The sequence below is a fragment of the Nocardia sp. NPDC004340 genome (assembly GCF_053602575.1).
Map to the genome: position 1 here is coordinate 103388 of NZ_JBSGDW010000003.1, position 21634 is coordinate 125021.

A 21634-nucleotide genomic window follows, 5' to 3' on the forward strand; every position below is an offset into this window, starting at 1 on the left:
CCCCGGGCGCTCAGCCTCTGACGGGCAGCACCAGTTGGGCGCCGGTGACCGGGTGGTCGAACACGTCGACCGGATGCTGGTAGACGCGGGTGAGCAGTTCGGCGGTGAGGATCTCGCGGGGCGGGCCGTCGGCGGCGATATGTCCGGCATCGAGCACGGCGACGCGGTCGGCGTAGGCGGCGGCGACACCCAGATCGTGCAGCACGACCACGACTGCCGCGCCCGCGGTGGCGCGCTCGCGGGCCAGGCGCAGGACCTGTTCCTGGTGGCCGAGATCGAGTGCGGCGGTGGGTTCGTCGAGCAGCAGCGTCGCGGTGTCCTGGGCCAGGACGCGGGCCAGGGCGACACGGGCACGCTCACCGCCGGACAGGGCCGGGAACGGGCGTGCGGCGAAGCGTTCGACGTCGGTGGCGGCCATGGCCGCGGCGATGGCCCGCTCGTCGTCCACCTGACGCGGCGTGCGCGCCCACGGGGAACGACCCATGGCGACGACTTCGCGGGCGCTGAACGGGAATCCGACGGTGTGCGACTGGGGTAGCACCGCGCGGCGGCGGGCCATGTCCAGATGCGTCCAGTGGGTGAGGGCGTGGCCGTCGAGTTCGACGCTGCCGCCACTCAATTCGAGCTCCCCGGCCAGCGCGGCCAGCAGCGTCGACTTGCCCGCGCCGTTGGGACCGACCAACGCCACGATCTGCCCGGCGACGACATCGAAGTCGATGCCCTCGAGCACGGTGCGTTCGCCACGTTTGGCGCTGACCTTGCGGGCGCGCAGGGTCGCCGCACCCGGTTCGGGGGTTTCCGGCAGGGCGGGGGTGCGCCCGAAGATGGTGGTGAGCTCGCGTAGGCCGCTCATGCCCAGCCTCCCGATCGTGAGCGGGTGCGGCGCAGCAGCCAGAAGAAGAACGGCCCGCCGACCAGTGAGGTGATCATGCCCAGCGGCAGGTCCGCGTTGTGGACCAGGGCGCGGGCGCCGATGTCGGCGGCCACCAGCACCACCGCGCCGACGATGGCCGACAGCGGGATCAGCACCCGGTGGCCGGGCCCGACCAGCATGCGCACCAGGTGCGGCACGATCAACCCGACGAACAAGATGATGCCGGTGAACGCGACCCCGGCGGTGGCCAGCACCGCGACCACGACGATCACATTGCGCCGCAACCGTTCCACGTCCACGCCCAGATGCCGGGCCGCGGACTCTCCCAGGGCGAGCAGGTCCAGGCGCGGGGCCATCCAGATCGCGGCGGCCAGGCCCAGCAGCGTCAGCGGCCACACCACGTTCACCGACTGCCAGGTGGCGCCGTTGAGACTGCCCATCTGCCAGAACACGATCTGGTCGCGCGCCGCGGGCGAGGCGGAGAACAGCAGGAACGAGATCAGTCCGCCGGCGAAGGCATTGATGGCGACACCGGTCAGCACCAGGGTCACCACTTCGGTGCGGCCGTTTGAGCGGGCCAGCAGATACACCAGCAGGGTGGTGGCCAGTCCGGCGGCGAACGCGCCCGCCGCGACCGACCAGGCGGCCACGAACGCGCCCCCGGCCACGATCACGGTGCCCGCACCGACCGCCGCGCCCGCGGACACGCCGATCACGCCGGGTTCGGCGAGCGGATTGGCGAACACGCCCTGCAGCAGGGCGCCGGCGGTGGCCAGGGCCGCGCCGACGAGCATGCCGAGCACGACGCGCGGGAACCGCACCTCCCACAGGGTCACGTATCCGGCGGGGTGGGCGGGCATGGGACCCCAGTCCAGCCCGATGCGGTGCAGGAACGCGCCCGCGACCTCGGCGGGACTGGTCGGCACCTGGCCGATGGCGGCGGAGATCAGCGCGAGCACCACCAGCGCGGCCAGCGCGCCGGTGAAGATGATCGCGTTGCGCGACCACTTGCGGCGTGCGCTGGGCAGCGCCTTGACCGCCGACTCCGCGGTCATCGCCTCGTCGCCGCTGATCGGTGCGCTGGACCCAGCCGGCGTCTTCGCCGCCGCCGCCGTTGCCTGTTCGGCACTCCCGCCGGACGAGCGCTCGGCCGGGCCGTCCTGCGCGGGGGCCGCCGGGCCGCCGTGCTCCGGATCGGCGGGACCGCCCTGTCCCGCGTCGGCGGGACCATCGTGTGCTGAGTCGGCGGGCGCATCGTGTGCCGGGTCGCCGGGGCCGAGCACGGTGGCAGCGCCGTTGTGCGCTGCGGTGCGGTCGTCGTGTGTGTTGCTCGGTGAATCCATGTGGGGGCCTTGGTTGTCGGCCGCTCCGGGGCGCTTGCTCATGCGGCGGCGGGGCCGTAGACGGCCTTCACGAGGGCCGACAGCACGCGGCCGGTGTTGGGGCCGAAGGACAGCAGGACGGCGTCGGACATGTCGATGACGCGGCGGTCGCGTCCGGCGGGGGTCTGGGCGATGCCGGGGACCTTCTCGAGGCCGTCGACGCCGCCGACCGAGGCCAGGCCGTCGCTCATGAGCAGCAGGGCGTCGGGGGCGGCGGCGATCATGGCCTCGCTGGTGATGGGCAGGAAGTCCTTGGTGATGCCCGACGCGGTTCCGGCGTCGATGCCGCCGATCGCGGTGATCAGCGAGTCGGCGCCCGAGCCGGGTCCGGCGATCATGGTGATGGCGGCGCTGCGCAGGTACAGGAACGCGATCTTGGGTTTGGCGTCCTGATGCGGCACCGAGGCGATGGCGGCGTCGATCTCGGTGCGGGTGCGCTGCCCCAGCGCCTTGCCCGCGTCGGGCACACCGAGCGCGGCGCCGACGGCCTCGATCTGCGGGACGACTCCGGCCATGGTGCGTCCGGTGTCGAAGTAGACGACGGTGATGCCCAGGGCGCGCAGCTGGTCGCGCAGCGCGGGGGTGACGGTGGTGGTGTCGGTGAGGAACACCGTGGGCCGCAGTGCCGCAACAGCTTCCACGCTCAGGGTGCCGCTGCCCGAGGACACGGTGGGCAGGTCTCGCACGGCGGGGAACGCCGCGGAGTTGGAGCGCCCGATCAGCTTCGAGCGCAGCCCCAGGGCGACGACGGTTTGGGCGAGGGTGCCGTAGCGGTCGGCGGCGATGATGCGGGAGGTGTCGGTGACGGTGACCGGGGTGCCGTCGAAGGAGGTGACCGTGACCGGCAGCGTGGCAACCGGTTCGGGACCCAGCGTGACCGGGTCGAGGTCGCCGATCTCGGCGGTGACGGGTCCGCGGCCGCCGGTGCTCGTGGTGGTGCCCGAGCCGCAGGCGGTGACCCCGGCGACGAGACCGACACCGAGCAGCAGGATCACCAGCGTGCGGGCGGCGGTGCGGGCATTCACGAGACACCTCATGCAGGCAAGGCTAGCCTGGCTCATTCTGTGCGTGCGCTCACGTCTCCGAGGGCCGCGGCGATGGCGCGGGGCAGTTCGAGGGTCTCGGCGGCCAGAATGCCGGTGAGCTGCCCGATGTCGCGGGCCCCGACCAGCATCGAGGCGACCGCGGGCTGGTCTCGGATCCACGCCAGCGCCACCGCCAGCGGCGAGGTCCCCAGCCCGTCGGCGGCCGTGACGACCGCGTCGACCACCCGCACCGCCCGGTCGTCGAGATGGGCGGTGATCTCCGCGGCCGTGGACTCGTCGGCGCCGCGGGAATCGGCGGGCACCCCGTCGCGGTATTTGCCGGTGAGGATCCCCCCGGCCAAGGGTGCGGTGGCGATGACGCCGATGCCGTGATGCTGTGCGGCGGGCACGAATTCGTGCTCGACGCCGCGCGCCAGCAGCGAGTAGGGGGTCTTGGCGGCGGTCAGCGGCGCGGCGGCGGCGAGGGTGGCCAGCTGCCAGCCGTCGTAGCCGCGCGCTCCGGCGTAGCGAACGCGTCCCGAGCGCACCGCCCACGACAAGGTGTCGGCGATCTCCTCCAGGGGGGTGTGCGGGTCCCACGCGGCGACTGTCCACAGGTCGAGGTGGTCGGTGCCGAGCTGGGTGAGGGTGTGGTCGAGCTGGCGGCGCATGGTGCGCCGGGAGGCGTCGACGGTCCAGCGCACGGCGGCGGGCGCGTCGGCGGCGGCGTCGCTGAGTATCGGTGTGTATCCGGCACTTCCGGACAGCACCAGGTCCTCGCGGCCGACTTCGGCGATCAGCTCGCCGAGGATGTGCTGGGCGGCGCCGTCACCGTAGGCCGGGGAGGTGTCGACGAGGTTGCCGCCGGCTTCGACGAACGCCAGCAGCTGGGCCGCGGCGTCCTCGGCGTCGGTCTCCCTGCCCCAGGTGTGGGTGGCCAGCCCGAGCCTCGACACCCGCAGTCCGCTGCGGCCGACCGTCCGTTGTTGCATCACCGCGCTTGCCCTTTCGTCACACGCGTCAGCCTAGGCGCACCGGCGGCCCGCGCCCGGCTACGGCCCGCGCCGAGCGCGGCGAATTCCGGCGCGCGCGAGCCGGAACCCGATTTCACCCGGGGGTATCGGGCGCGCCATCACGGCCCGGTAGGGTCGCAGCGTTGCGGCGGGGCGCGAACGCCGCGCCGGTGGCGGCCCGGGGCGTCGAAATGCTCACCGGGAGCTGATGATTCGGGACTGGAGGCTGCGTGGGCGAGTCGATGACGTGGGTGCAGGCATTGGTGCTGGGCCTGGTACAGGGTCTGACGGAATTTCTGCCGATCTCTTCCTCGGCGCATCTGCGGATCGTCTCGGCGGTGTTCTTCGGCGATGACGCGGGCGCGTCGTTCACCGCGGTCACCCAGCTGGGCACCGAGGCGGCGGTGCTGGTGTATTTCGCCAAGGACATCTGGCGGATCCTGGTGGCCTGGTGCACCACGGTGTGGATGAAGGTCGCTGGGCGTCAACGCGATTCGGTGCCGCTGCACGAGCGCGCCACCACGCAGCTGCCGGTGCTGACCGAGGACGGCTCCTTCGCCTACGGCCCCGATCCCGACACCCAGCGCGAATTGGACTACCGGGTCGGCTGGTATGTGATCATCGCCACCATCCCGATCGGGGTGCTGGGTCTGCTGTTCAAGGACCAGATCCGTACCGGCGCACGGAATCTGTGGCTGATCTCGATCATGCTGATCGTGTTCGCGCTGGTGATCGCGGCGGCGGAGTACTACTCGGGCAAGACCTACGGGCGCGCGCGCCGCCCGATCGAACTGCTCACCACCCGCGACGGCCTGATCATGGGCCTGGCCCAGTGCCTGGCCCTCATCCCGGGCGTGTCGCGTTCGGGCGCGACGAGCTCGGCGGGCCTGTTCTGCGGTCTGACTCGTGAGGCGGCGGTGCGGTTCTCGTTCCTGCTGGCCATTCCCGCGGTGCTGGCCTCGGGCCTGTTCAGCCTCCCCGATGCCTTCGAACCCGCTGGTGAGGGCCTCAATGCGTCGGGACCGCAGCTGCTGGTGGCCACGGTGCTGTCGTTCGCGGTCGGCTACGCGTCGGTGGCGTGGCTGTTGAAGTTCGTGGCGCGCCATTCGCTGGACTGGTTCGTGGGCTACCGCATCGTGCTGGGGTTGACGGTGATCGCGCTGCTGGCGACCGGCGTCGTGTCGGCGACCTAGTCGGTAGGCTGTCCCGGTGACGGTGATCCTGTTGCGGCACGGCGTGTCCACGTCGAACATTGCCCGCACCCTGGCCGGGCGCAGCGCCGGCGTCGATCTGACCGACCGTGGCCGTGAGCAGGCCGCGAGCCTGGTTCAGCGGCTGGGATCGCTGCCGATCGAGCACATCGTGTGCTCGCCGCTGCTGCGCTGCCAGCGCACCGTCGCCCCCCTCGCGGACAAGCTGGGCATCGAGGCCGACCCGGACGAGCGGCTGCTCGAGGTCGACTACGGCGACTGGACGGGCAAGGCGCTCGCCGACCTGGTCACCGAGCCGTTGTGGAAGGTGGTGCAGCGGCAGGCGTCGGCGGCACGGTTCCCCTCGGGTGAGTCGCTGGCGGAGGTGCAGTTCCGTGCCGTGTCCGCTGTGCGCGAACGAGATCGGCAGTTCGCCGAGCGGCATGGTAGCGATGTGTTGTGGATTGCGTGCACGCACGGCGATGTCATCAAGTCGGTGCTGGCCGACGCGTTCGGCCTTCACCTCGACGGCTTCCAGCGGATCGTGGTGGAACCGGCGTCGATCAGCGTCGTCCGCTACACCCCGAACGCCCCTTATGTGTGGCGGCTCAATGACACGGGTACCGATCTGTCCGGGTTGGCGGCGATTTCACCGCGAACTGGCGGCGAATCGCGCTCGGGGCCGGTTCCCGGCGGAGAAACGGGTACCACCGACAGTACGGATAATGGGGCTGGCGAACGCCCCGATTCATCAGTGTGAGTGAACCGAATGGAGGTGCAATGGGCCGGGCAATCCATATCTTCCGCACCCCCGATCGTTTCGTCGCCGGCACCGTCGGCGAGCCGGGCGACCGCGCGTTCTACCTGCAGGCGGTGCAGGAGCCGCGGGTGATCAGCGTGCTGCTCGAGAAGCAGCAGGTGAAGGTGCTGGCCGATCGGATGGGTCTGCTGCTCGACGAGGTGCAACGGCGCTTCGGGACCTCGGTGCCCCCACAGGCCGCCGACGTGGCCGACACCGCGCCGCTGGTGACGCCGATCGACGCCGAATTCCGGGTCGGCACCATGGGTTTGGGCTGGGACGCCGACGCGGGCGCGGTGGTGGTGGAGCTGTTGGCGATTACCGAGACCGAGGTCGACGAATCGGTGGTTCTCGACGACACCGAGGAGGGTCCCGACGCGGTGCGGGTGTTCCTGACCCCGGTGCAGGCGCGGGAGTTCGCGTTGCGGTCGGCGCGGGTGATCGCGGCGGGCCGCCCGCCGTGTCCGCTGTGCGGGGAGCCGCTGTCCACGGCCGGGCACATGTGTGTGCGGACCAACGGCTACAAGCGCGGCGACATCTTCGGGGCCACCGAAGCCGACGACTCCGACGACGATTCCGAGGACTGATCCGGTGTCGGCCTCCAGCAGCCCCACGGCAGACCGGTCGTGGCAGACCGCCGAGTTGACGGTGATCGGTCAGGTCACCACCGCCAGCAACGTCACCCTGGTGTGCGAGGCGGGCGCGGGCGGGCAGCGGGTGGTGTACAAACCCGAGCGCGGGGAGCGGCCGTTGTGGGACTTCCCCGACGGCACCCTGGCCGGGCGGGAGGTGGCCTCGTATCTGGTGTCGCAGGCGCTGGGGTGGGGCGTGATCCCGGAAACGGTGTTGCGGGAGGGACCTTTCGGGCCCGGCATGGTGCAGCGCTGGATCGACACCGCCGAGGACGAGCCGAGCCCGGGTCTGGTGGATCTGTGCCCGGTGAGCGCGATCCCCGACGGGTATCGGGAGGTGCTGCGGGCGCTGGATCCGGGCGGGCATCCGGTGTCGCTGGTGCACGCCGACGACGAGCGGCTGCAGCGGATGGCGGTGCTCGATGTGCTGATCAACAATGCCGACCGCAAGGGCGGGCACGCCCTGCTGGGTCTGGATGGGCGCGTGTACGGGGTGGATCACGGGATCTGCCTGCACACCGAGCCGAAGTTGCGCACGGTGTTGTGGGGGTGGGCCGGCGAGCCGGTCGCCGACGAATTGCTCACCGACATCACGGTTTTGGTGAAGGCGCTGCCCGGGGAGCTGGGTGAGCGGCTGGCGGGGTTGATCACCGACGCCGAGATCGACGCGCTCGAGGCGCGGGGGCGGGCGTTGCTGGACGAGCCGGTGATGCCGTTGCCCGCCAGTCAGCGGCCGATTCCGTGGCCCGCGTTCTGACCCCCGGCGTTCGGGTCGCCGCGGCGTTCTCGTCGCGCTGATTGCAAGCATTGACACCGCCGGGTCGGCGACTAGGGTGCAGGTCGGCCCGGTCGGGCGCGTGTCGTGGGGCACACCGGTGCGGGGGCGGCGACGTCGCGGCCCGATCCCAGGGATAACCTCGGATCATGCAGTCCTGGTCCGATACCGCTGTCCCGACCGTCCCCGGATCCGGACCAGCGTTGCGTTTGTTCGACACCGCCGACAAGCAGGTGCGCCCGGTGACCCCCGGCGCGACCGCGACGATGTACGTCTGCGGCATCACCCCCTATGACGCCACCCACCTCGGCCACGCCGCCACCTACCTGACCTTCGACCTGGTCAACCGGTTGTGGCGCGACGCCGGCCACGAGGTGCACTACGTGCAGAACACCACCGACGTGGACGATCCGCTGTTCGAGCGGGCCGAACGCGACGGCATCGACTGGCGTGAGCTGGGCACCCGCGAGATCAACCTGTTCCGCGAGGACATGGCGGCGCTGCGGGTGATCCCGCCGCGCGACTACATCGGCGCGATCGAGTCGGTGCAGGAGGTCGTGGAACTGGTCGACAAGCTGCTGGCCTCGGGCGCGGCGTACGTGGTCGACGACCCGCAGTATCCCGACATCTACTTCCGTCACGACGCGACCGAGCAGTTCGGCTACGAGTCGGGCTATGACCGCGAGACGATGGACCGGTTGTTCGCCGAGCGCGGCGGGGATCCGCAGCGGCCGGGCAAGCGTGATCCGATCGACGCGCTGTTGTGGCGGGCCGAGCGGCCGGGTGAGCCGTCGTGGCCGGCGCCGTTCGGGGCGGGCCGTCCGGGCTGGCACATCGAGTGTGCGGCGATCGCGGTCAACCGGATCGGCACCGAGTTCGATATCCAGGGCGGCGGCAGCGACCTGATCTACCCGCACCACGAGTACTCCGCCGCGCACGCCGAGGCGCTGGTGAAGGGGCGTCGCTTCGCCCGGCATTACGTGCACGCGGGCCTGATCGGGCTCGATGGCGAGAAGATGTCGAAGTCGCGCGGCAATCTGGTGTTCGTGTCCAAGCTGCGCACGGCGGGCACCGATCCGGGCGCGATCCGGTTGGGCGTGTTCTCCGGGCACTACCGCAGCGACCGGGAGTGGTCGGATGCGGTACTGGCCGAAGCGGTTTCGCGGCTGGCGCTGTGGCGTTCGGCGGTGGCGCTGGACTCGGCCCCTGATGCGACCGACACGGTGGCGCGGGTGCGTCGGCACCTGGCCGATGACCTCGACACCCCCAAGGCGCTGGCGGCGCTGGACGCGTGGGCGCAGCAGGCGCTGGCTTACGGCGGCCCCGACGCGACGGCTCCGGCGTTGATCACCGACACCGTCGACGCGCTGCTGGGTATCGCTCTGTAGCGCCGCTGCCGCGACCTGTCGACGCGCGAGCCCGGATGTCCGGGCTCGCGCGTTCTTGTGTGCGGCGCGGGCGTTAATGAGTCGACCCGGCGGTGGTGGACGGCGCATCCTGGGAGCGGTGTGTCGTCGATCGAGGAGGGCTGTTCGGTGGGTGCGGCGGAGTCCGGTGTGGACGGGTTGGCGGTGGGTGCGGCGCGGTTCGCGCGCGCGACGGCCCGGCTCGACGAGTGCGCGGCGTTCTATCGGGAGATCGTCGGTCTGACACAGCTTTTCGCGTTCTCCGATCACGCGGGTTACAGCGGGTTCGTGTTCGGGTTGCCGGGGCCGCGCGCCCAGCTCGAGCTGGTGCGCCGCGACGACGCGCCCGCCCCGCCGCCGGTGGACCCCGAGGACGCGGTGGTGCTGTATCTGCGCGGCGGGTTCGAGGCGTTGCGCGAACGGCTGGCCGATCATGGTGTGGCCGAGGTGATTCCGGACAATCCGTATTGGGTGGCGGCGGGCGCGTTCGCGGTGCTGGATCCCGAGGGCTGGATGCTGATCGTGGTGCCGCCCGACTCCGATGCCGACGCGGTGCGGATCGAGGAGTTCACCGGTGATCGCGAGGAGATCGCGTGGTCGTTCCGGATGGCCGAGGATTCCGAGCCGCTGCTGGCCGGGTACATCGGGCACGGGCGGGTGTGGGTGGCGCGCAACGCGTCCGGGGATGTGGTCGGCCATATCCAGGCGGCCCCGGAGACGGACGAGTCGACGTGGGAGATCGTCAATACCGCGGTGGTGCGCCCGTTGCGCGGGTCCGGGGTGGGACGGCGGATGATCGACACGGTGGTGGCGGCCGCGACGGCGGCTGGGGTGCGGCGGCTGGAGGTGGCCACCGCGACCGCGGATGCCGGGAATCTGCGCTTCTACCAGCGGTGCGGCTTCCGGATGACGCGGATCGTGCCGGATGTGTTCACCGCGGCGGCCGGGTATGAGGACGTGGTGATGGTCGACGGGATCCGGATGCTGGATCAGGTCTGGTTCGCCCGCGAGTTGTGAACGGCGATTCGCGCCCGAATATTGCTGGGGGTGCGAAGTTGCGTTGACTCTTCCCGTGGTGGGTGAACGGCCGATACCGTGAGGGCCGGATGGTGTGGACCCTCAGCGAGGAGGTGGGCCGTGAGTGCGGTGCCAGGTTTCGATCGTGTGCGTGCGGTGGTGGAGCAGGGACTGGGCAAGGGCGCGTCGCTGCGCAAACAGGTCCGCGCCGGGGGCCGGTTACTGGACACCGTGCGCCGCGATCCGCGGATCGTGCGGGAGTTGATCGCGGGCGTGACCGGCCAGGGGGTGCCGGTGGAGGCCGCGCCGGTCGAGCACACCCTGCCCGAGGGCCTGTCGGACTATCTGCGCACCGCGCACGCGCATCGCGATCTCGAGACCGGTGCGGCGGCGACGCTGGTGTATCTGGCGCAGTTGCAGCGGCTTCCGGAGTGGGTGAGTTTCCACGCGGGCTGGCGTGGGGAGGCGCCGGGGTCGGCGGCGGTCGGCGTGGAGTACACGCAGGTCGCCAAGTTCATGGGTATTCCGGCCGATGTGGCGTGGCTGGTGACCGAGGTCAGCGACTCGCGGCTGGGGTTGCGCGGACGCGGCCCGCAGGGTTTGGGCCTGGGGTTGTGGATCACGGTGGCGCCCAACGGTTCCGGGTCGAGCGTGTACATCGACGCGGGGTTGTCGGGGCAGCCGATCGAGGGCCCGCTCGGTGGCACGGTGGCCCGCGCGCTCGGTGACGCGTTGACCGAGTCCCTCGACAGGTTGCCGGCGGTGCTGGCGGGGACCGCGCCGCCGGCGGGGCGCGCGGAGCGGAAGGCGGTGCGGCACCGGGCTTCCGGGGTGGTGTTGGCGCCGACGACACCGGTGCTGGTGGGTGTCGGGCAGATCGTGCAGCGCACCCCCGACGCGTCGTATGCCGATCCGTCGCAGCTGGCGGTGCGGGCGTTGCGGGCCGCGGCCGCCGACACCGGGGTCGGGGACGGGTTGCTGGGGCGGGCGGACGCGGTGTTCGCGGTGTCGCCGACGTCGTGGCAGTACCGGGATCTGGGTGCGCTGGTGGCGGCCGCGGTCGGCGCGGACGGGGTGGACACGGTGCAGTCGAGTCCGTTCGGTGGTGACGGCGGCCAGTTGGTGATCAACGAGGCGGCCGCGGCGATCGCGGCGGGCGACTACGACCTGGTGTTGGTGACCGGCGCGGAGGCCGGGGCGACACAGGCGGCGGCGCAGCGGGCCGGGGTCGAGGTGGCGTGGCCGGTGCAGGACGGCTCGGTGTCGCCGACACGGACGGTCGGGATCGACAAGGCGGCCAACAATGCCGCGGAGTCCGCGGCCGGGTTGCAGGCCCCGATCAATATGTACGCGCTGCTCGAGTCGGCGAACCGGCACCGGATGGGTCGCACGCCGGCCGAGCACGCGACCGCGGTGGCGGAATTGTGGTCGCGGTTCTCGGCGGTGGCGGCGGCCAATCCGCAGGCGTGGCAGCCGCAGGAGTTCACCGCCACCGATATCGCGGCGGTGACCGAGGCCAATCGGATGATCTCGGCGCCGTACACGAAGCTCGAGTGCGCGAATCTGACGGTGGATATGGCCTCGGGCATCATCGTGGCCTCGGCCGCGGCGGCGGAGGCGGCGGGGATCCCGCAGGACAAGTGGGTGTTCCTGCATGCGGGCGCGTCGGGCACCGATGAGTGGTTCGTCAGTGAGCGTGCCGAGTTGGCGGCGTCGCCGGCGATCGGGGCGTTGGGGGCCGCGGTGTTCGAGCATGCCGGGATCACGGCCGAGGATCTGGGTCCGGTGGACCTGTACGCGTGTTTCCCGGTGGCGGTGCAGATCGCGGCGCGTGAGCTGGGTTTGCCGGTCGACGACCCGAAGCGGCCGCTGTCGGTGACCGGTGGGCTGACCTTCGGCGGCGGTCCGGGCAACAATTACGGCGGGCACGCGGTGGCGTCGCTGGTGGGCCGGTTGCGCGCCGAACCCGAATCCTTCGGTCTGGCCACATCTCTGGGCTGGTATCTGACCAAGCACGCGATGGGCGTGTATTCGGCGACCCCGCCCGCACAGCCCTACCGGCACCTGACTCCGGTGATCGAGCATCCCCCGGCCCGCCCGGCGCGCACCGGCTACGACGGCGAGGCCGTGGTGGAGGCCTACACGCTGCCCTACGGTCGTGACGGTCGCCCGGAGGCCGCGATCGTGAGCCTGCTGACCCCGGCCGGTGATCGAGTGCTGTTGCGGTCCACCAATTCCGCGCTGCTGGCCGCGTTGACCGAGGACGACTGGCTGGGGCTGCCGGTGACCGTGGTCGGTGACGCGATCACCCCGGCCGGGGCGCAGCGTCCCGAGTCGGGTTCGGACGCCGAGGAATCGGCAGCGGGAGAATCGGCAGCGGAGCCGGTGTTGAGTACGGCGGGTGTGGCGCGGGTGCCGTTGCCGCCTCCGCCGCCCGCGCCGGTGCTGATCGAGCGCCGCGGCCACATCATGATCATCACGATCAATCGTCCCCACGCCCGCAACGCGATCAATCTGGCGGCGGCGCTGGGTTTGGAGCGCGCGATCGACGCCTACGAGGCCGACCCGAACGCCCGGATCGCGATCCTGACCGGCGCGGGCGGCTATTTCAGTGCCGGAATGGATCTCAAGGCGGCCGCGCGCGGTGAGGTGCCGGTGACCGAGAAGCGCGGCATCCTGGGCATCGTGTCCCAGCCGCCCCGCAAACCGCTCATCGCCGCGGTGGAGGGCCCGGCGCTGGCCGGCGGCTGCGAACTGGCGCTGGTCGCGGATTTGATTGTCGCCGCGAGCGATTCGACCTTCGGTATCCCCGAGGTGAAACGTGGCCTGGTCGCGGTCGGTGGTGGCGTGCTGCGCCTGTCGCAGCGCCTACCGCGCGCGATCGCCATGGAGTTGTCGTTGACCGGCGACCCGATCAGCGCGGCGCGGGCCGCGCAGATCGGGTTGATCAATCAGGTCGCCGAACCGGGCAAGGCACTCGATGCCGCGCTGGAGTTGGCGGCGCGGGTGGCGGTGAACGCGCCGTTGAGTATCGACGCGAGCAAGCAGATCATCGAGCAGGCCCCGGATTGGTCGGTCGCCGAGGCTTTCGGCAAGCAGGGCCAGGTCGCCGCGGCGGCGCTGTCGTCGATGGACGCCGGCGAGGGGATGCGGGCGTTCGTGGAGAAGCGTCCCCCGGTCTGGCAGGGCCGCTGACCCCGAGCCCCGGTACGGGCGGTGCGGCGCGCGGCGGTCAGTGACCGCCATGGGTGCCGGATCCGCCCGCACCCATGGGCATGTCGCCCATCGGAGGCGGGGTGAAGGCGGGGGCCTGGCCGGGGTCGAGGATCAGGAATTGGCCCATCATGCCCTGGTCTTCGTGGTGGAGCAGGTGGCAGTGGTACATGAACGGGTGGGCGGGGTCGGCGGGGCCGAGGAAACGCATCGCCAGTTCGTAGGTGCGGGCGGGTTCGGTGTAGACGGTGTCCTTCCAGCCGGCCAGGTGTGGGGGCGGGGGTGTGCCGTCGATGGCGCGGATCTGGAATTGGGTGTCGTGGACGTGGAAGTTGTGGGGCCAGTCCTCGCGGTTGGTGACGGCCCAGACTTCGGTGGCGCCGGTGGGGACGGTCAGGTCGATGCGGGTCATGTCCATCTTCGCGCCGTTGATCATGAACCATTTCAGGTCGAAGGTGCGGGTGACCGGGAGGTCGGGGGCCAGTGGGGTGAGGGCGGCGAGGACACCCGGTAGGGCGGGTGCAATTGGCGCGACCGGCGCGATGGTGGTGGCGCGCAGGGTGAGGATGTCGAAGGTGTCGTCGAAGCCGAAGCGTTCGGGGCGGTCGATGCCGGTGCGGGTGGTGACGGGGTAGGCGCGCAGGGTGGCGATGTGGCCGGGGTCGAGGTCGACGAGGATCTCGGCGCGTTCGCCGGGGCTGAGCAGCAGGCGGGTACGGGTGACGGGGGCGGGAAGCAGGCCGCCGTCGGTGGCGATGAGCGTGAATTCGCGGTCCTCGCTCAGGCCGATGTCGAGCAGGCGGCCCGAGGATCCGTTGAGCAGGCGCAGGCGGGCGCGGCGGGCGGGCAGGTCGTGGTGGCCGGGGACGGCGCCGTTGACGATGAGGGTGTCGCCGAGCAATCCGTAACTGCTGGAAGAGGTTTCGTCGAGGCGGCCGTCAGGGGTGAAGCGGCGGTCCTGGATGACGAGGGGGAGGTCGTCGATGCCGTAGCGCGAGGGCAGGTTCAGGTGGTCGCCGTTGTCGTCGTCGAGGTAGAACAGTCCGGCCAGTCCGCGGTAGACGTGTTTCTCGGTGGAGCCGTGCGGGTGCGGGTGGTACCAGAGGGTGGCTGCGGGCTGGTCGATGTGCCAGCGCGGGGTCCAGGTGGCGGCGGGGGCGATCATCTGGTGCGGGCCGCCGTCGTCGGCGGCGGGCACGTGCATGCCGTGCCAGTGCACGCTGGTGGCTTCGGGCAGGGTGTTGGTGATGGCGATCTCGACGGTCTCCCCACGCCGAGCCCGCAGGGTGGGGCCGAGGATGGAACCGTTGTATCCCCAGGTGGGTGTGTGGGTGCCGGGCCGGATCTCGTGGCTGCCCGCCTGTGCGGTCAGGGTGAACCGGCGGACTCCGTCGGCGTCGACGCGCGATGGGGCCAGGGGCGGGATGAGCAGGGCCCGGGTACCGGTTCCTGTGCCGGGTCCATTCGTGCTGGGTCCGGGTTCGCCGCTGGTGCAGGCGGTGAGGCCCAGGGGTATGGCGGCGGCGGTGAGGAGCAGGCGTCGTCGCGAGATCACAGGGTCCCTCCTCGGGTCGATGCGGCGCGGGGTTGATGCGCCGGTCCCAGCCTGCTGATCGCGGTGGTGTCGTTTCCCCCTCCCGTGAGCCGCGTTCACGGCCATGGATGCGGCCTGGCGAGTCTTGCGGGCAAGCTATCTCTGTGCTAACGCGACCCGTGTGTGCCGGGTCGGGGTGCGGTCTCTACGGTGGTTTGGTGCCTGCTCCCCACTCTCATCCGATCCGCTGGAAGATGGCACGTTTTGTGCCGCTGCTGCTGATTCCGTTGTTACTGGCGGCGAGCACGTTCCCCGGTGAGTACCACGTCCCGTTAGTTTACTGGCTGATTGCTGTGTCGGCGGGAGTGTTGTTCGCGGTGGGTGGCCGGTGGCCGGTGGCGATGTCGCTGGTGTTGTCGGGGCTGGCGGTGGCGATGTTCGTGATCCCGGCGTGGGGGCCGTCGGAGTTGGTGCCGTATCTGGCGGCCTTGGCCGTGGTGGAGGCGGTGACGCGGCGCGGGACCCGGGCCGCGGTGCTGGTCGGTTCGGTGTGGGCGGTGGCGTGGCCGGCCGGGCATTGGGGTGGGCATACGCCGTCGTTCTGGCGGGGCGCGACGTTCGTGGAAGCCCTCGCCTATGTGGGGTTGCCGGTGCTGCTGGGCTTGTATCTGCGGGGGCAGCGCGAGCTGACGGCCAGTCTGGCCGCGCGGGCCGCGGAAGCGGAGGTACGGGCGCGCGCGGAGGAGCGCACGGCGCTGGCGCGGGAACTGCACGATCTGGTCGCCCATCACATGGCCTCGATCGTGTTGCGGGTCAAGGTCGCCCGCCGGGTGCTCGGCGGCACGGATCCGCGGGTGGCGGAGGTTCTCGATGACGTGGGTGAGACGGCGTCGGGGGCGTTGACCGATATCCGGCGGCTGCTGGCCGCGCTGCGGGATCCGATGGTGGGGGCGGTGCCGTTGCTGGATGCGACGGTGGCTCGGGCCGAGATCGAGGCGGCGGTGGCCCGGGTGCGTCAGGGCGGGTTCACGGTGCATGGCGATATCGACGCGCGTCTGGACGGGGTGGACGCGATCACCCGGCTGGCGTTGCTGCGCTTGGTGCAGGAGTCGCTGACCAATGTCATGAAGCACGCCGACCGCGCCCACCCGGTGCGGGTCGCGGTGTCGCGCACCGATTCCGGGGTGACGGTGTCGGTGCGCAGTGGCGGCGGGTCGGTGGCGGCGGTGCCGGGGCATGGGGTGGCCGGAATGCGTGAGCGCACCCAGATGGCCGGAGGCAGCCTCGAGGCGGGTGCGCGCGACGGGATGTGGGTGGTGCACGCGGTGCTGCCGGTGGCGGAGGCGGTGGTGTCGCGGTGATCCGGGTGTTGCTGGTCGATGATCAGCGTCTGGTGCGGGCGGGGTTGCGGATGCTGGTCGAAGAGACCGCGGACCTGGCGGTGGTCGGAGAGGCCGCCGACGGGGTGGCGGCGGTGCGCGCGGTGGCGGAACTGTCACCGGATCTGGTGTTGATGGATCTGCGGATGCCCGGCATGGACGGGGTGGAGGCGACGCGGCAGATCACCGCGGGCACGGATGGGCCGAAGGTGTTGGTGCTGACCACCTTCGACGACGACGAGCACCTGTATCCGGCGTTGGCGGCGGGTGCGAGCGGCTATCTGGTGAAAGACACCGAGCCCGATGCGTTGCTGTCGGCGATCCGGCGGGTGATGGACGGGGGGCTGCTGTTCTCCCCTTCCCTGTTGCATCGCCTGGTCCAGCGCGCCCTCGACACGCCCACCGAAACCACCTCTGCCCCAGTGGATCTGACGCCGCGGGAGCTGGATGTGCTGAGTTTGGTCGGGGAGGGTTTCAGTAATGCCGAGATCGCGCAGCGTCTGCATCTGGGGGTGACGACGGTGAAGAAGCACCTGGTGCAGCTGATGGACAAGACCGGCTGTGACAACCGGGTGCGGCTGGCGGTGTTCGCGGTGCGCCGCACCCGGCGACCCGGGGTCAGGCGTTGTTGAGGGCGGAGACGGCGTCGGCGAACATGGTGGCCTTGATCGCGCCGAGGGTGTCCTGGTCTTTCGCGCCGATCGGGCCGAGCATGCCCAGCGCGGTGTCGGTGAGGGTGTCGAGGTCGCCGATCGCGTCGACGAGGTCGTAGGCCAAGGCGTCGGATCCGCCGAAGCGGCGCCCGGTCGTCATGGACGCGACGGCCGATCGGGGGGTGAGTTTGGCTTGGATGAGCGCGGACATGCCGCGGGTGAACGGGATACGGATGTCGGCTTCAGGGAAGCAGAAGTAGCCGCGGTCTTCGCGCATCACCCGGTAGTCGTGGGCCAGCGCGAGCATCGCGCCGGCGCCGAAGGCGTGGCCGGGCAGGGCGGCGGCGGTGGGCAGCGGGAAGGTGAGCATGCGCGCCAGCAGTGACTGCACTTGCGCGACATACCATTCGGCGCGCTCACCATTGTTGGACAACCAGTCCAGGTCGAGGCCGTTGGAGTAGAACTTGCCCGACGCGGTGGTGACCAGTGCGTGAGCACCGTCGGCGATGACGGTGTCGAGAAGGTCGCCGACGGAGGTCAGGAAGTCGGGTGAGAAGCGGTTCTCGTCGCCGCCGAGGTCGAGGACGGCGATCTTGTCGCGGTAGCTCAGAGTGGGCATGGGGGTTCCTTCGCGAAAGTGGGTCAGGCGGGTGCGGGCCCGATGTCGAGGACCGCGCGGACCGCGGCCCGCAACTGCCGGCGGGCTGTGGGATCGGCGAGCCGGTCGCGGTCGAGCAGGATCGCTGTCGGCAGGTCGACCAGGCAGATGGTGAGGGTGTCCACGGCGTGGGCGTCGCGACGTTGCCACAGCCGGTGGGCGAGGGTTTTCATCAGCTCGACCAGGGTTTTCTGGGTGGCTGCGAGTTCGGTGCGGACGGTGTCGGGCAGGTCGTCGCCGAGCAGGTCGTCGCGGCGGACGGTGAAGAACAGTCGGGTGGAGAGCGGGTGGCGGGCGGCGAATTCGGCGGGGGCTTCGGCGGCGGCGATGACCGCGTCGACGCCGTCGCCGGCGGCGGCGACCATCTCGGCTTGCAGGGCGAGGAAGCGGTGGGCGGCGCGAATCCAGGTGCGGCCCAGCAGTTCCGCGCGGGAACCGAAGGTGTGGTAGAGCGCGCCGTTGGAGACGCCGGTGGCGGTGGCCACGGCGCGGATGGTGACCGCGGCGGGTCCGGAGCGCACGGCGAGCGCTTCGGCGGCGTCGAGCACCCGGTCGGGGTCGTGGGTGCGGGGGCGGGGCATGCACCGACCATAACAGAGCACTTGCTCTGTTATGAAGGGGTGAATCCGGCACCCCAGCGCTACCGCCGGGTGCCGGTGTCACAGCAAGGGGTCAGGCCGGTCCGGGTTCGTGGACGCCTTCGACCAGTTCCGGCTGGTACATGCGGTCGATGTCGGCGGAGTACTTCTCGGCGATCGGTTTGCGCCGCAGCTTCATGGTGAGTGTGATCTCGTCGCCGCCGGGCTCCCAGAAGGTGGGCAGGATCGTGAATCGTTTGATCTGTTCCACGCGTGAGAGTTTCGCGTTCCCGGCGGCGATCCCGCGCGCGATCTCCGCGATCACCGACTTGTCCCCGGCCAGCGTCGCCGCCGAGGCGTCGGGGAGCTCGTGCTGGGCGGCGTAGGGGGGCGCGGATTCGGCGTCGAGGACGATGAGGGCGGTGTTGTAGGCGCGATTGTCGCCGATGGTGGCCAGCGCCCCGATGAGCGGGGCGGCGGCTTTGATGGTGTTCTCGATATTGGCCGGGGACATGTTCTTGCCCGCGGAGTTGATGATGAGTTCCTTCTTGCGGTCCACCACCCGCAGATACCCGTCGGCGTCGCAGGTGATGATGTCACCGGTCGCCAGCCACCCGTCCGCGTCGAGGGTGTCGGCGGTCTTCTGCGGTTCCTTGCGGTACTCGCGCATGACCAGCGGCCCGCGCACCAGGAACTCACCGTCCTCGGCGATCTTGGATTCCAGTCCCGGCAGCAGCCGCCCCACGGTGCCCAGCCGCGCCTGCCCGGGCGGGGCGACGCTGACGATGCAGGTCAATTCCGACATGCCCCACACTTCCGAGATCGGGATGCCGAGGCCGAAGAAGAACCCGAGGGTTTCCGCCGGGATCGGCGCGGCCCCCGACAGCGCCCACTTGAGTTGGTCCAGGCCCAGTTTCGTGCGCAACGCCCCCAGCACGGCGGCGTCGGCGCGCGCCCATTCCTCGGCCAGCCCGTCGAGCGGCTGCCCGGCCAGTTGCGCCGCGGCCTTGCGGGCGGCCACGTCCAGCGCCCACACCAGTGCCGCCTTGCGGGTGGGGTCGGATTCGGCGGCGACCGAATACTCCACGGCCGCTTTGAGTTTCTCCCACACCCGCGGCACCGCACCCCAGATGGTGGGGTGCACGTCGGCGAGCGCGGCGCCGAGCTGGGTGCGGTCGGGCACGACGGTGATCTGGGTGCCGAAGTACTCGTGCAGGTACAGGCCGGTGACACGGTCGGCCATGTGCGCGGTCGGCAGGAACGAGGTGATGCGGTCCCCGAACTCGACCGGCATGACCGAGGCATAGGCGCGGCATTCGAACGCGAGACCCGCGTGGGAGATCTCCACGCCTTTCGGATTGCCGGTGGTGCCGGAGGTGTAGCAGAGGGTGACGATGTCCTCGCCGGTGATCGCCTGCCAGGTGGCGTCGAAATCGAAGTCTCTGCGCCCGAGCTGTTTCAACTGCGCGACGCTCAGCGTGCCCGGCGTGGGGGTGTCCACGCACACGATGGTCTGCATGGGCACCCCGCACGCGCGGATGCGGTCCACGTATTGCGCCTCGCATACCACGACCCGGTTGCCGGCGTTGCTGAACACGTAATGCAGTTGTTCGGCGGACAGCGTGTTGTACACCGAGAACGAGGTGGCGCCGGTGTGCTGGGCGCCGACCTCGAGGGGGTAGAACTCGACGCGGTTGGCCATCATGAACGCCACCGTGTCCCCGCGGCCCACGCCCAGCGCGGCCAGGCCCGCGGCGATCTCGCGGACCTGGGCGGCGTAGTCGCGCCAGGTGAGGGTCAGCGTGCCGCCGATCGAGCGGACCGCGATCGCGGCAGGGTCGATCGCGGCGGTCGCCTGGAACACCGCGGGTGTCGTATTCGGTTCGCTCATCACCATTCTCGATCCACTCCCACCGTCGAGGCCTTCTCAGACGGTATGACGGCGCGTGGGCGTGGCGGGGCCGAATGACGACACCCGACGCGTCAGGATTGTCCGGTTTTGCGGATGGCGGTGATGATGTCTGACAACTGCGCCACCACACTCGCCAATCCCGTGGTGTCCCCGCCGATCTGCACGGTCCGCAACTCCGTCGGGGTGGGCAGGTTGTCCACGATCTCGGGCAGCGCCTCGATCAGCTGGGCCTGCATGGTGGCGGCATTGCGGTTGTTGGCGTTGTCGATGCCGACCCGTTCCCGATCCAGTTCCAGCAACGCGGCCTCGTGCGCGACTCGGGTTTTGGCCTGCGCCAACGCAAGATCGGCTTCCTGACGCTGCGCGGCCCGCTCGGCTTCGCGGCGGGCGTTGTCGAGCTTCTCGGCGTGCTGTTCGCGTTCCAGGCGCAGCGTGTGCAACGCCGACTGCTGGGCCAGGTCGGCTACCTCCCGGTTCACCTCGTGCTCGCGTTCGGTGCGGCGCAAACGTTCGGCGGATTCGCGGTCGAAGGACGCGGCGTCGTTGCGGGCGCGCAGTTCGGCCAGCTCCCGCTCGTTCTCGATGCGCCGCTGCTCGGCGGCCCGCCCGGCGGCGGCCTCACGCACCGACACCGCTTCCTGGGCGTCGAGTTCGGCCAGGCGCGCGACCCGGTTCTGTTCGCTGCGGTAGGGCTTCTGCAGGTTCTCCCACAACGTGTTCGAGGAGACGACGGCCTCCTTGATCTGCACGGTCACGATCGACAACCCCAGCCCCCGCGCACCGTCGCCGGCGCCCTCGGCGACGGTGCGCAGCCGCGCGGTGAGCTCCTCGATGATGGGCTGCTTGTCCGACAGCACGTCGCGCACCGCCATCGTGGACACCTTGTCCTTGATCGCGGCCTCGGCCTGTTCGCGCAGCTGCACATTGACCAGCCGCATCGGATCCTCCGGGTCGGAGAAGTCGAGTTTGCGGTAGGCGGTGGCGAAATCGTCGATGATCCACTGCACATACCCCTGCACCAGCACGCCCTGCAGTTCACTGCAGATGCAGTAGGCGTTGATCAGGATGGTCTGGATCGCGCCGGGCACCACCAGGTAAGAGTCCTTGGTGGGGTCGAACCGGAACGACACACCGAGTCCGATGTGCAGGGGTTCGGCCGCGCCGCGGCGGGTGTGCACGACGAACGCGTTGGGCGGCACCAGCACCGTGCGCCACCGCCACCAGCCGCTGACCCGCACCTCCACCGGACCCTGCGGGGTGTTCTCCCGCACCGACCCCACGCGCCCGGCCCGTTTGGCCAGTGCGCCCCGCGGTCCCGGGGCGCCCGGCGGGATCGGCATCGCCGCGGGTGCGGGTGCGGACCGCGCGAACGCGGGCCGCAGGTCCTCCTCCAGTTCGGCCTGTTGTGCCACGACCTGATCGAGATAGCTGTTGTTCTTCGCCGCCATGGCGGGCAGGCTACCGGCGAAAGACCGTTCGGCCCATCGATATTCGCGCAGCGACTCGTCCGCGAACGTCGCCCGGGCATCGGGGAGTGACGGGGTGCGCGAGTCGCGGCGGGTCCGGTGATGAGGAGTCTGCGGAACAGACCCTC

Annotated in this window: 18 protein-coding genes; 9 read left to right on the forward strand and 9 right to left on the reverse strand. The window is 70.7% G+C overall.

Annotated elements, in window-relative coordinates:
- Window positions 1–10 precede the first annotated feature (10 nt).
- The 4 genes from ACWEOI_RS12530 to ACWEOI_RS12545 form a co-directional block, all read right to left on the reverse strand.
- Complete coding sequence (locus tag ACWEOI_RS12530) at window positions 11–853, reverse strand: heme ABC transporter ATP-binding protein (protein WP_433665813.1); 843 nt, start codon at window positions 851–853, stop codon at window positions 11–13.
- Window positions 850–1929 carry a FecCD family ABC transporter permease gene (locus tag ACWEOI_RS12535; protein WP_452360130.1) on the reverse strand — a complete coding sequence of 360 codons (1080 nt, stop codon included), beginning with the start codon at window positions 1927–1929 and terminating at the stop codon, window positions 850–852. The genes ACWEOI_RS12530 and ACWEOI_RS12535 overlap by 4 nt, the downstream gene beginning before the upstream one ends.
- 326 nt (window positions 1930–2255) lie before the next feature.
- Window positions 2256–3293 (reverse strand): heme/hemin ABC transporter substrate-binding protein, encoded by a 1038-nt coding sequence (locus tag ACWEOI_RS12540; protein ID WP_452359649.1) that lies wholly within the window; start codon window positions 3291–3293, stop codon window positions 2256–2258.
- Window positions 3294–3313: 20 nt separating this feature from the next.
- Window positions 3314–4273, reverse strand: a complete 960-nt coding sequence (locus ACWEOI_RS12545; protein WP_357277124.1) for an aldo/keto reductase — start codon at window positions 4271–4273, stop codon at window positions 3314–3316.
- Window positions 4274–4536: 263 nt separating this feature from the next.
- Between ACWEOI_RS12545 and ACWEOI_RS12550 the strand changes: the two genes are divergently transcribed.
- The 7 genes from ACWEOI_RS12550 (at window position 4537) to ACWEOI_RS12580 (ending at window position 13308) form a co-directional block, all read left to right on the forward strand.
- Window positions 4537–5487: an undecaprenyl-diphosphate phosphatase gene (locus ACWEOI_RS12550; protein ID WP_433665815.1), complete on the forward strand. Its 951-nt coding sequence runs from the start codon at window positions 4537–4539 to the stop codon at window positions 5485–5487.
- 16 nt (window positions 5488–5503) lie between these two features.
- The gene (locus tag ACWEOI_RS12555; protein WP_433665816.1) at window positions 5504–6244 is read left to right on the forward strand and encodes a histidine phosphatase family protein; all 741 of its coding nucleotides are present in this window, start codon (window positions 5504–5506) and stop codon (window positions 6242–6244) included.
- 20 nt (window positions 6245–6264) lie between these two features.
- Entirely contained in the window at window positions 6265–6870 is a 606-nt protein-coding gene (locus ACWEOI_RS12560) for a DUF3090 domain-containing protein (RefSeq protein WP_433665817.1), read from the forward strand.
- A gap of 4 nt (window positions 6871–6874) precedes the next feature.
- Window positions 6875–7672 (forward strand): SCO1664 family protein, encoded by a 798-nt coding sequence (locus ACWEOI_RS12565; RefSeq protein WP_433665818.1) that lies wholly within the window; start codon window positions 6875–6877, stop codon window positions 7670–7672.
- Window positions 7673–7839: 167 nt separating this feature from the next.
- Window positions 7840–9078, forward strand: a complete 1239-nt coding sequence (mshC, locus tag ACWEOI_RS12570; protein ID WP_452359650.1) for a cysteine--1-D-myo-inosityl 2-amino-2-deoxy-alpha-D-glucopyranoside ligase — start codon at window positions 7840–7842, stop codon at window positions 9076–9078.
- Between the two features lie 120 nt (window positions 9079–9198).
- Complete coding sequence (locus tag ACWEOI_RS12575) at window positions 9199–10113, forward strand: GNAT family N-acetyltransferase (RefSeq protein ID WP_452359651.1); 915 nt, start codon at window positions 9199–9201, stop codon at window positions 10111–10113.
- Between the two features lie 120 nt (window positions 10114–10233).
- The gene (locus ACWEOI_RS12580; RefSeq protein WP_452359652.1) at window positions 10234–13308 is read left to right on the forward strand and encodes a crotonase/enoyl-CoA hydratase family protein; all 3075 of its coding nucleotides are present in this window, start codon (window positions 10234–10236) and stop codon (window positions 13306–13308) included.
- Window positions 13309–13345: 37 nt separating this feature from the next.
- Here ACWEOI_RS12580 and ACWEOI_RS12585 read toward each other — a convergent pair whose 3' ends face one another.
- Window positions 13346–14881, reverse strand: coding sequence for a multicopper oxidase family protein (locus tag ACWEOI_RS12585; protein ID WP_452359653.1), 1536 nt, complete (start codon window positions 14879–14881; stop codon window positions 13346–13348).
- Between the two features lie 233 nt (window positions 14882–15114).
- On the opposite strand from ACWEOI_RS12585, the gene ACWEOI_RS12590 reads away from it, so the two are divergent.
- Both ACWEOI_RS12590 and ACWEOI_RS12595 read left to right on the forward strand, forming a co-directional pair.
- Entirely contained in the window at window positions 15115–16221 is a 1107-nt protein-coding gene (locus ACWEOI_RS12590) for a sensor histidine kinase (RefSeq protein ID WP_452359654.1), read from the forward strand.
- The gene (locus ACWEOI_RS12595; protein WP_452359655.1) at window positions 16218–16871 is read left to right on the forward strand and encodes a response regulator; all 654 of its coding nucleotides are present in this window, start codon (window positions 16218–16220) and stop codon (window positions 16869–16871) included. The genes ACWEOI_RS12590 and ACWEOI_RS12595 overlap by 4 nt, the downstream gene beginning before the upstream one ends.
- Here ACWEOI_RS12595 and ACWEOI_RS12600 read toward each other — a convergent pair.
- The 4 genes from ACWEOI_RS12600 to ACWEOI_RS12615 form a co-directional block, all read right to left on the reverse strand.
- Window positions 16858–17511: an enoyl-CoA hydratase-related protein gene (locus ACWEOI_RS12600; protein ID WP_433665825.1), complete on the reverse strand. Its 654-nt coding sequence runs from the start codon at window positions 17509–17511 to the stop codon at window positions 16858–16860. The two genes, ACWEOI_RS12595 and ACWEOI_RS12600, sit on opposite strands and share 14 nt — an antisense overlap.
- A gap of 23 nt (window positions 17512–17534) precedes the next feature.
- The gene (locus tag ACWEOI_RS12605; RefSeq protein WP_452359656.1) at window positions 17535–18131 is read right to left on the reverse strand and encodes a TetR/AcrR family transcriptional regulator; all 597 of its coding nucleotides are present in this window, start codon (window positions 18129–18131) and stop codon (window positions 17535–17537) included.
- Window positions 18132–18222: 91 nt separating this feature from the next.
- Window positions 18223–20025, reverse strand: coding sequence for a fatty acid--CoA ligase FadD11 (gene fadD11, locus ACWEOI_RS12610; protein ID WP_452359657.1), 1803 nt, complete (start codon window positions 20023–20025; stop codon window positions 18223–18225).
- A gap of 86 nt (window positions 20026–20111) precedes the next feature.
- Window positions 20112–21488 (reverse strand): SPFH domain-containing protein, encoded by a 1377-nt coding sequence (locus tag ACWEOI_RS12615; protein WP_452359658.1) that lies wholly within the window; start codon window positions 21486–21488, stop codon window positions 20112–20114.
- Between the last annotated feature and the right edge of the window lie 146 nt (window positions 21489–21634).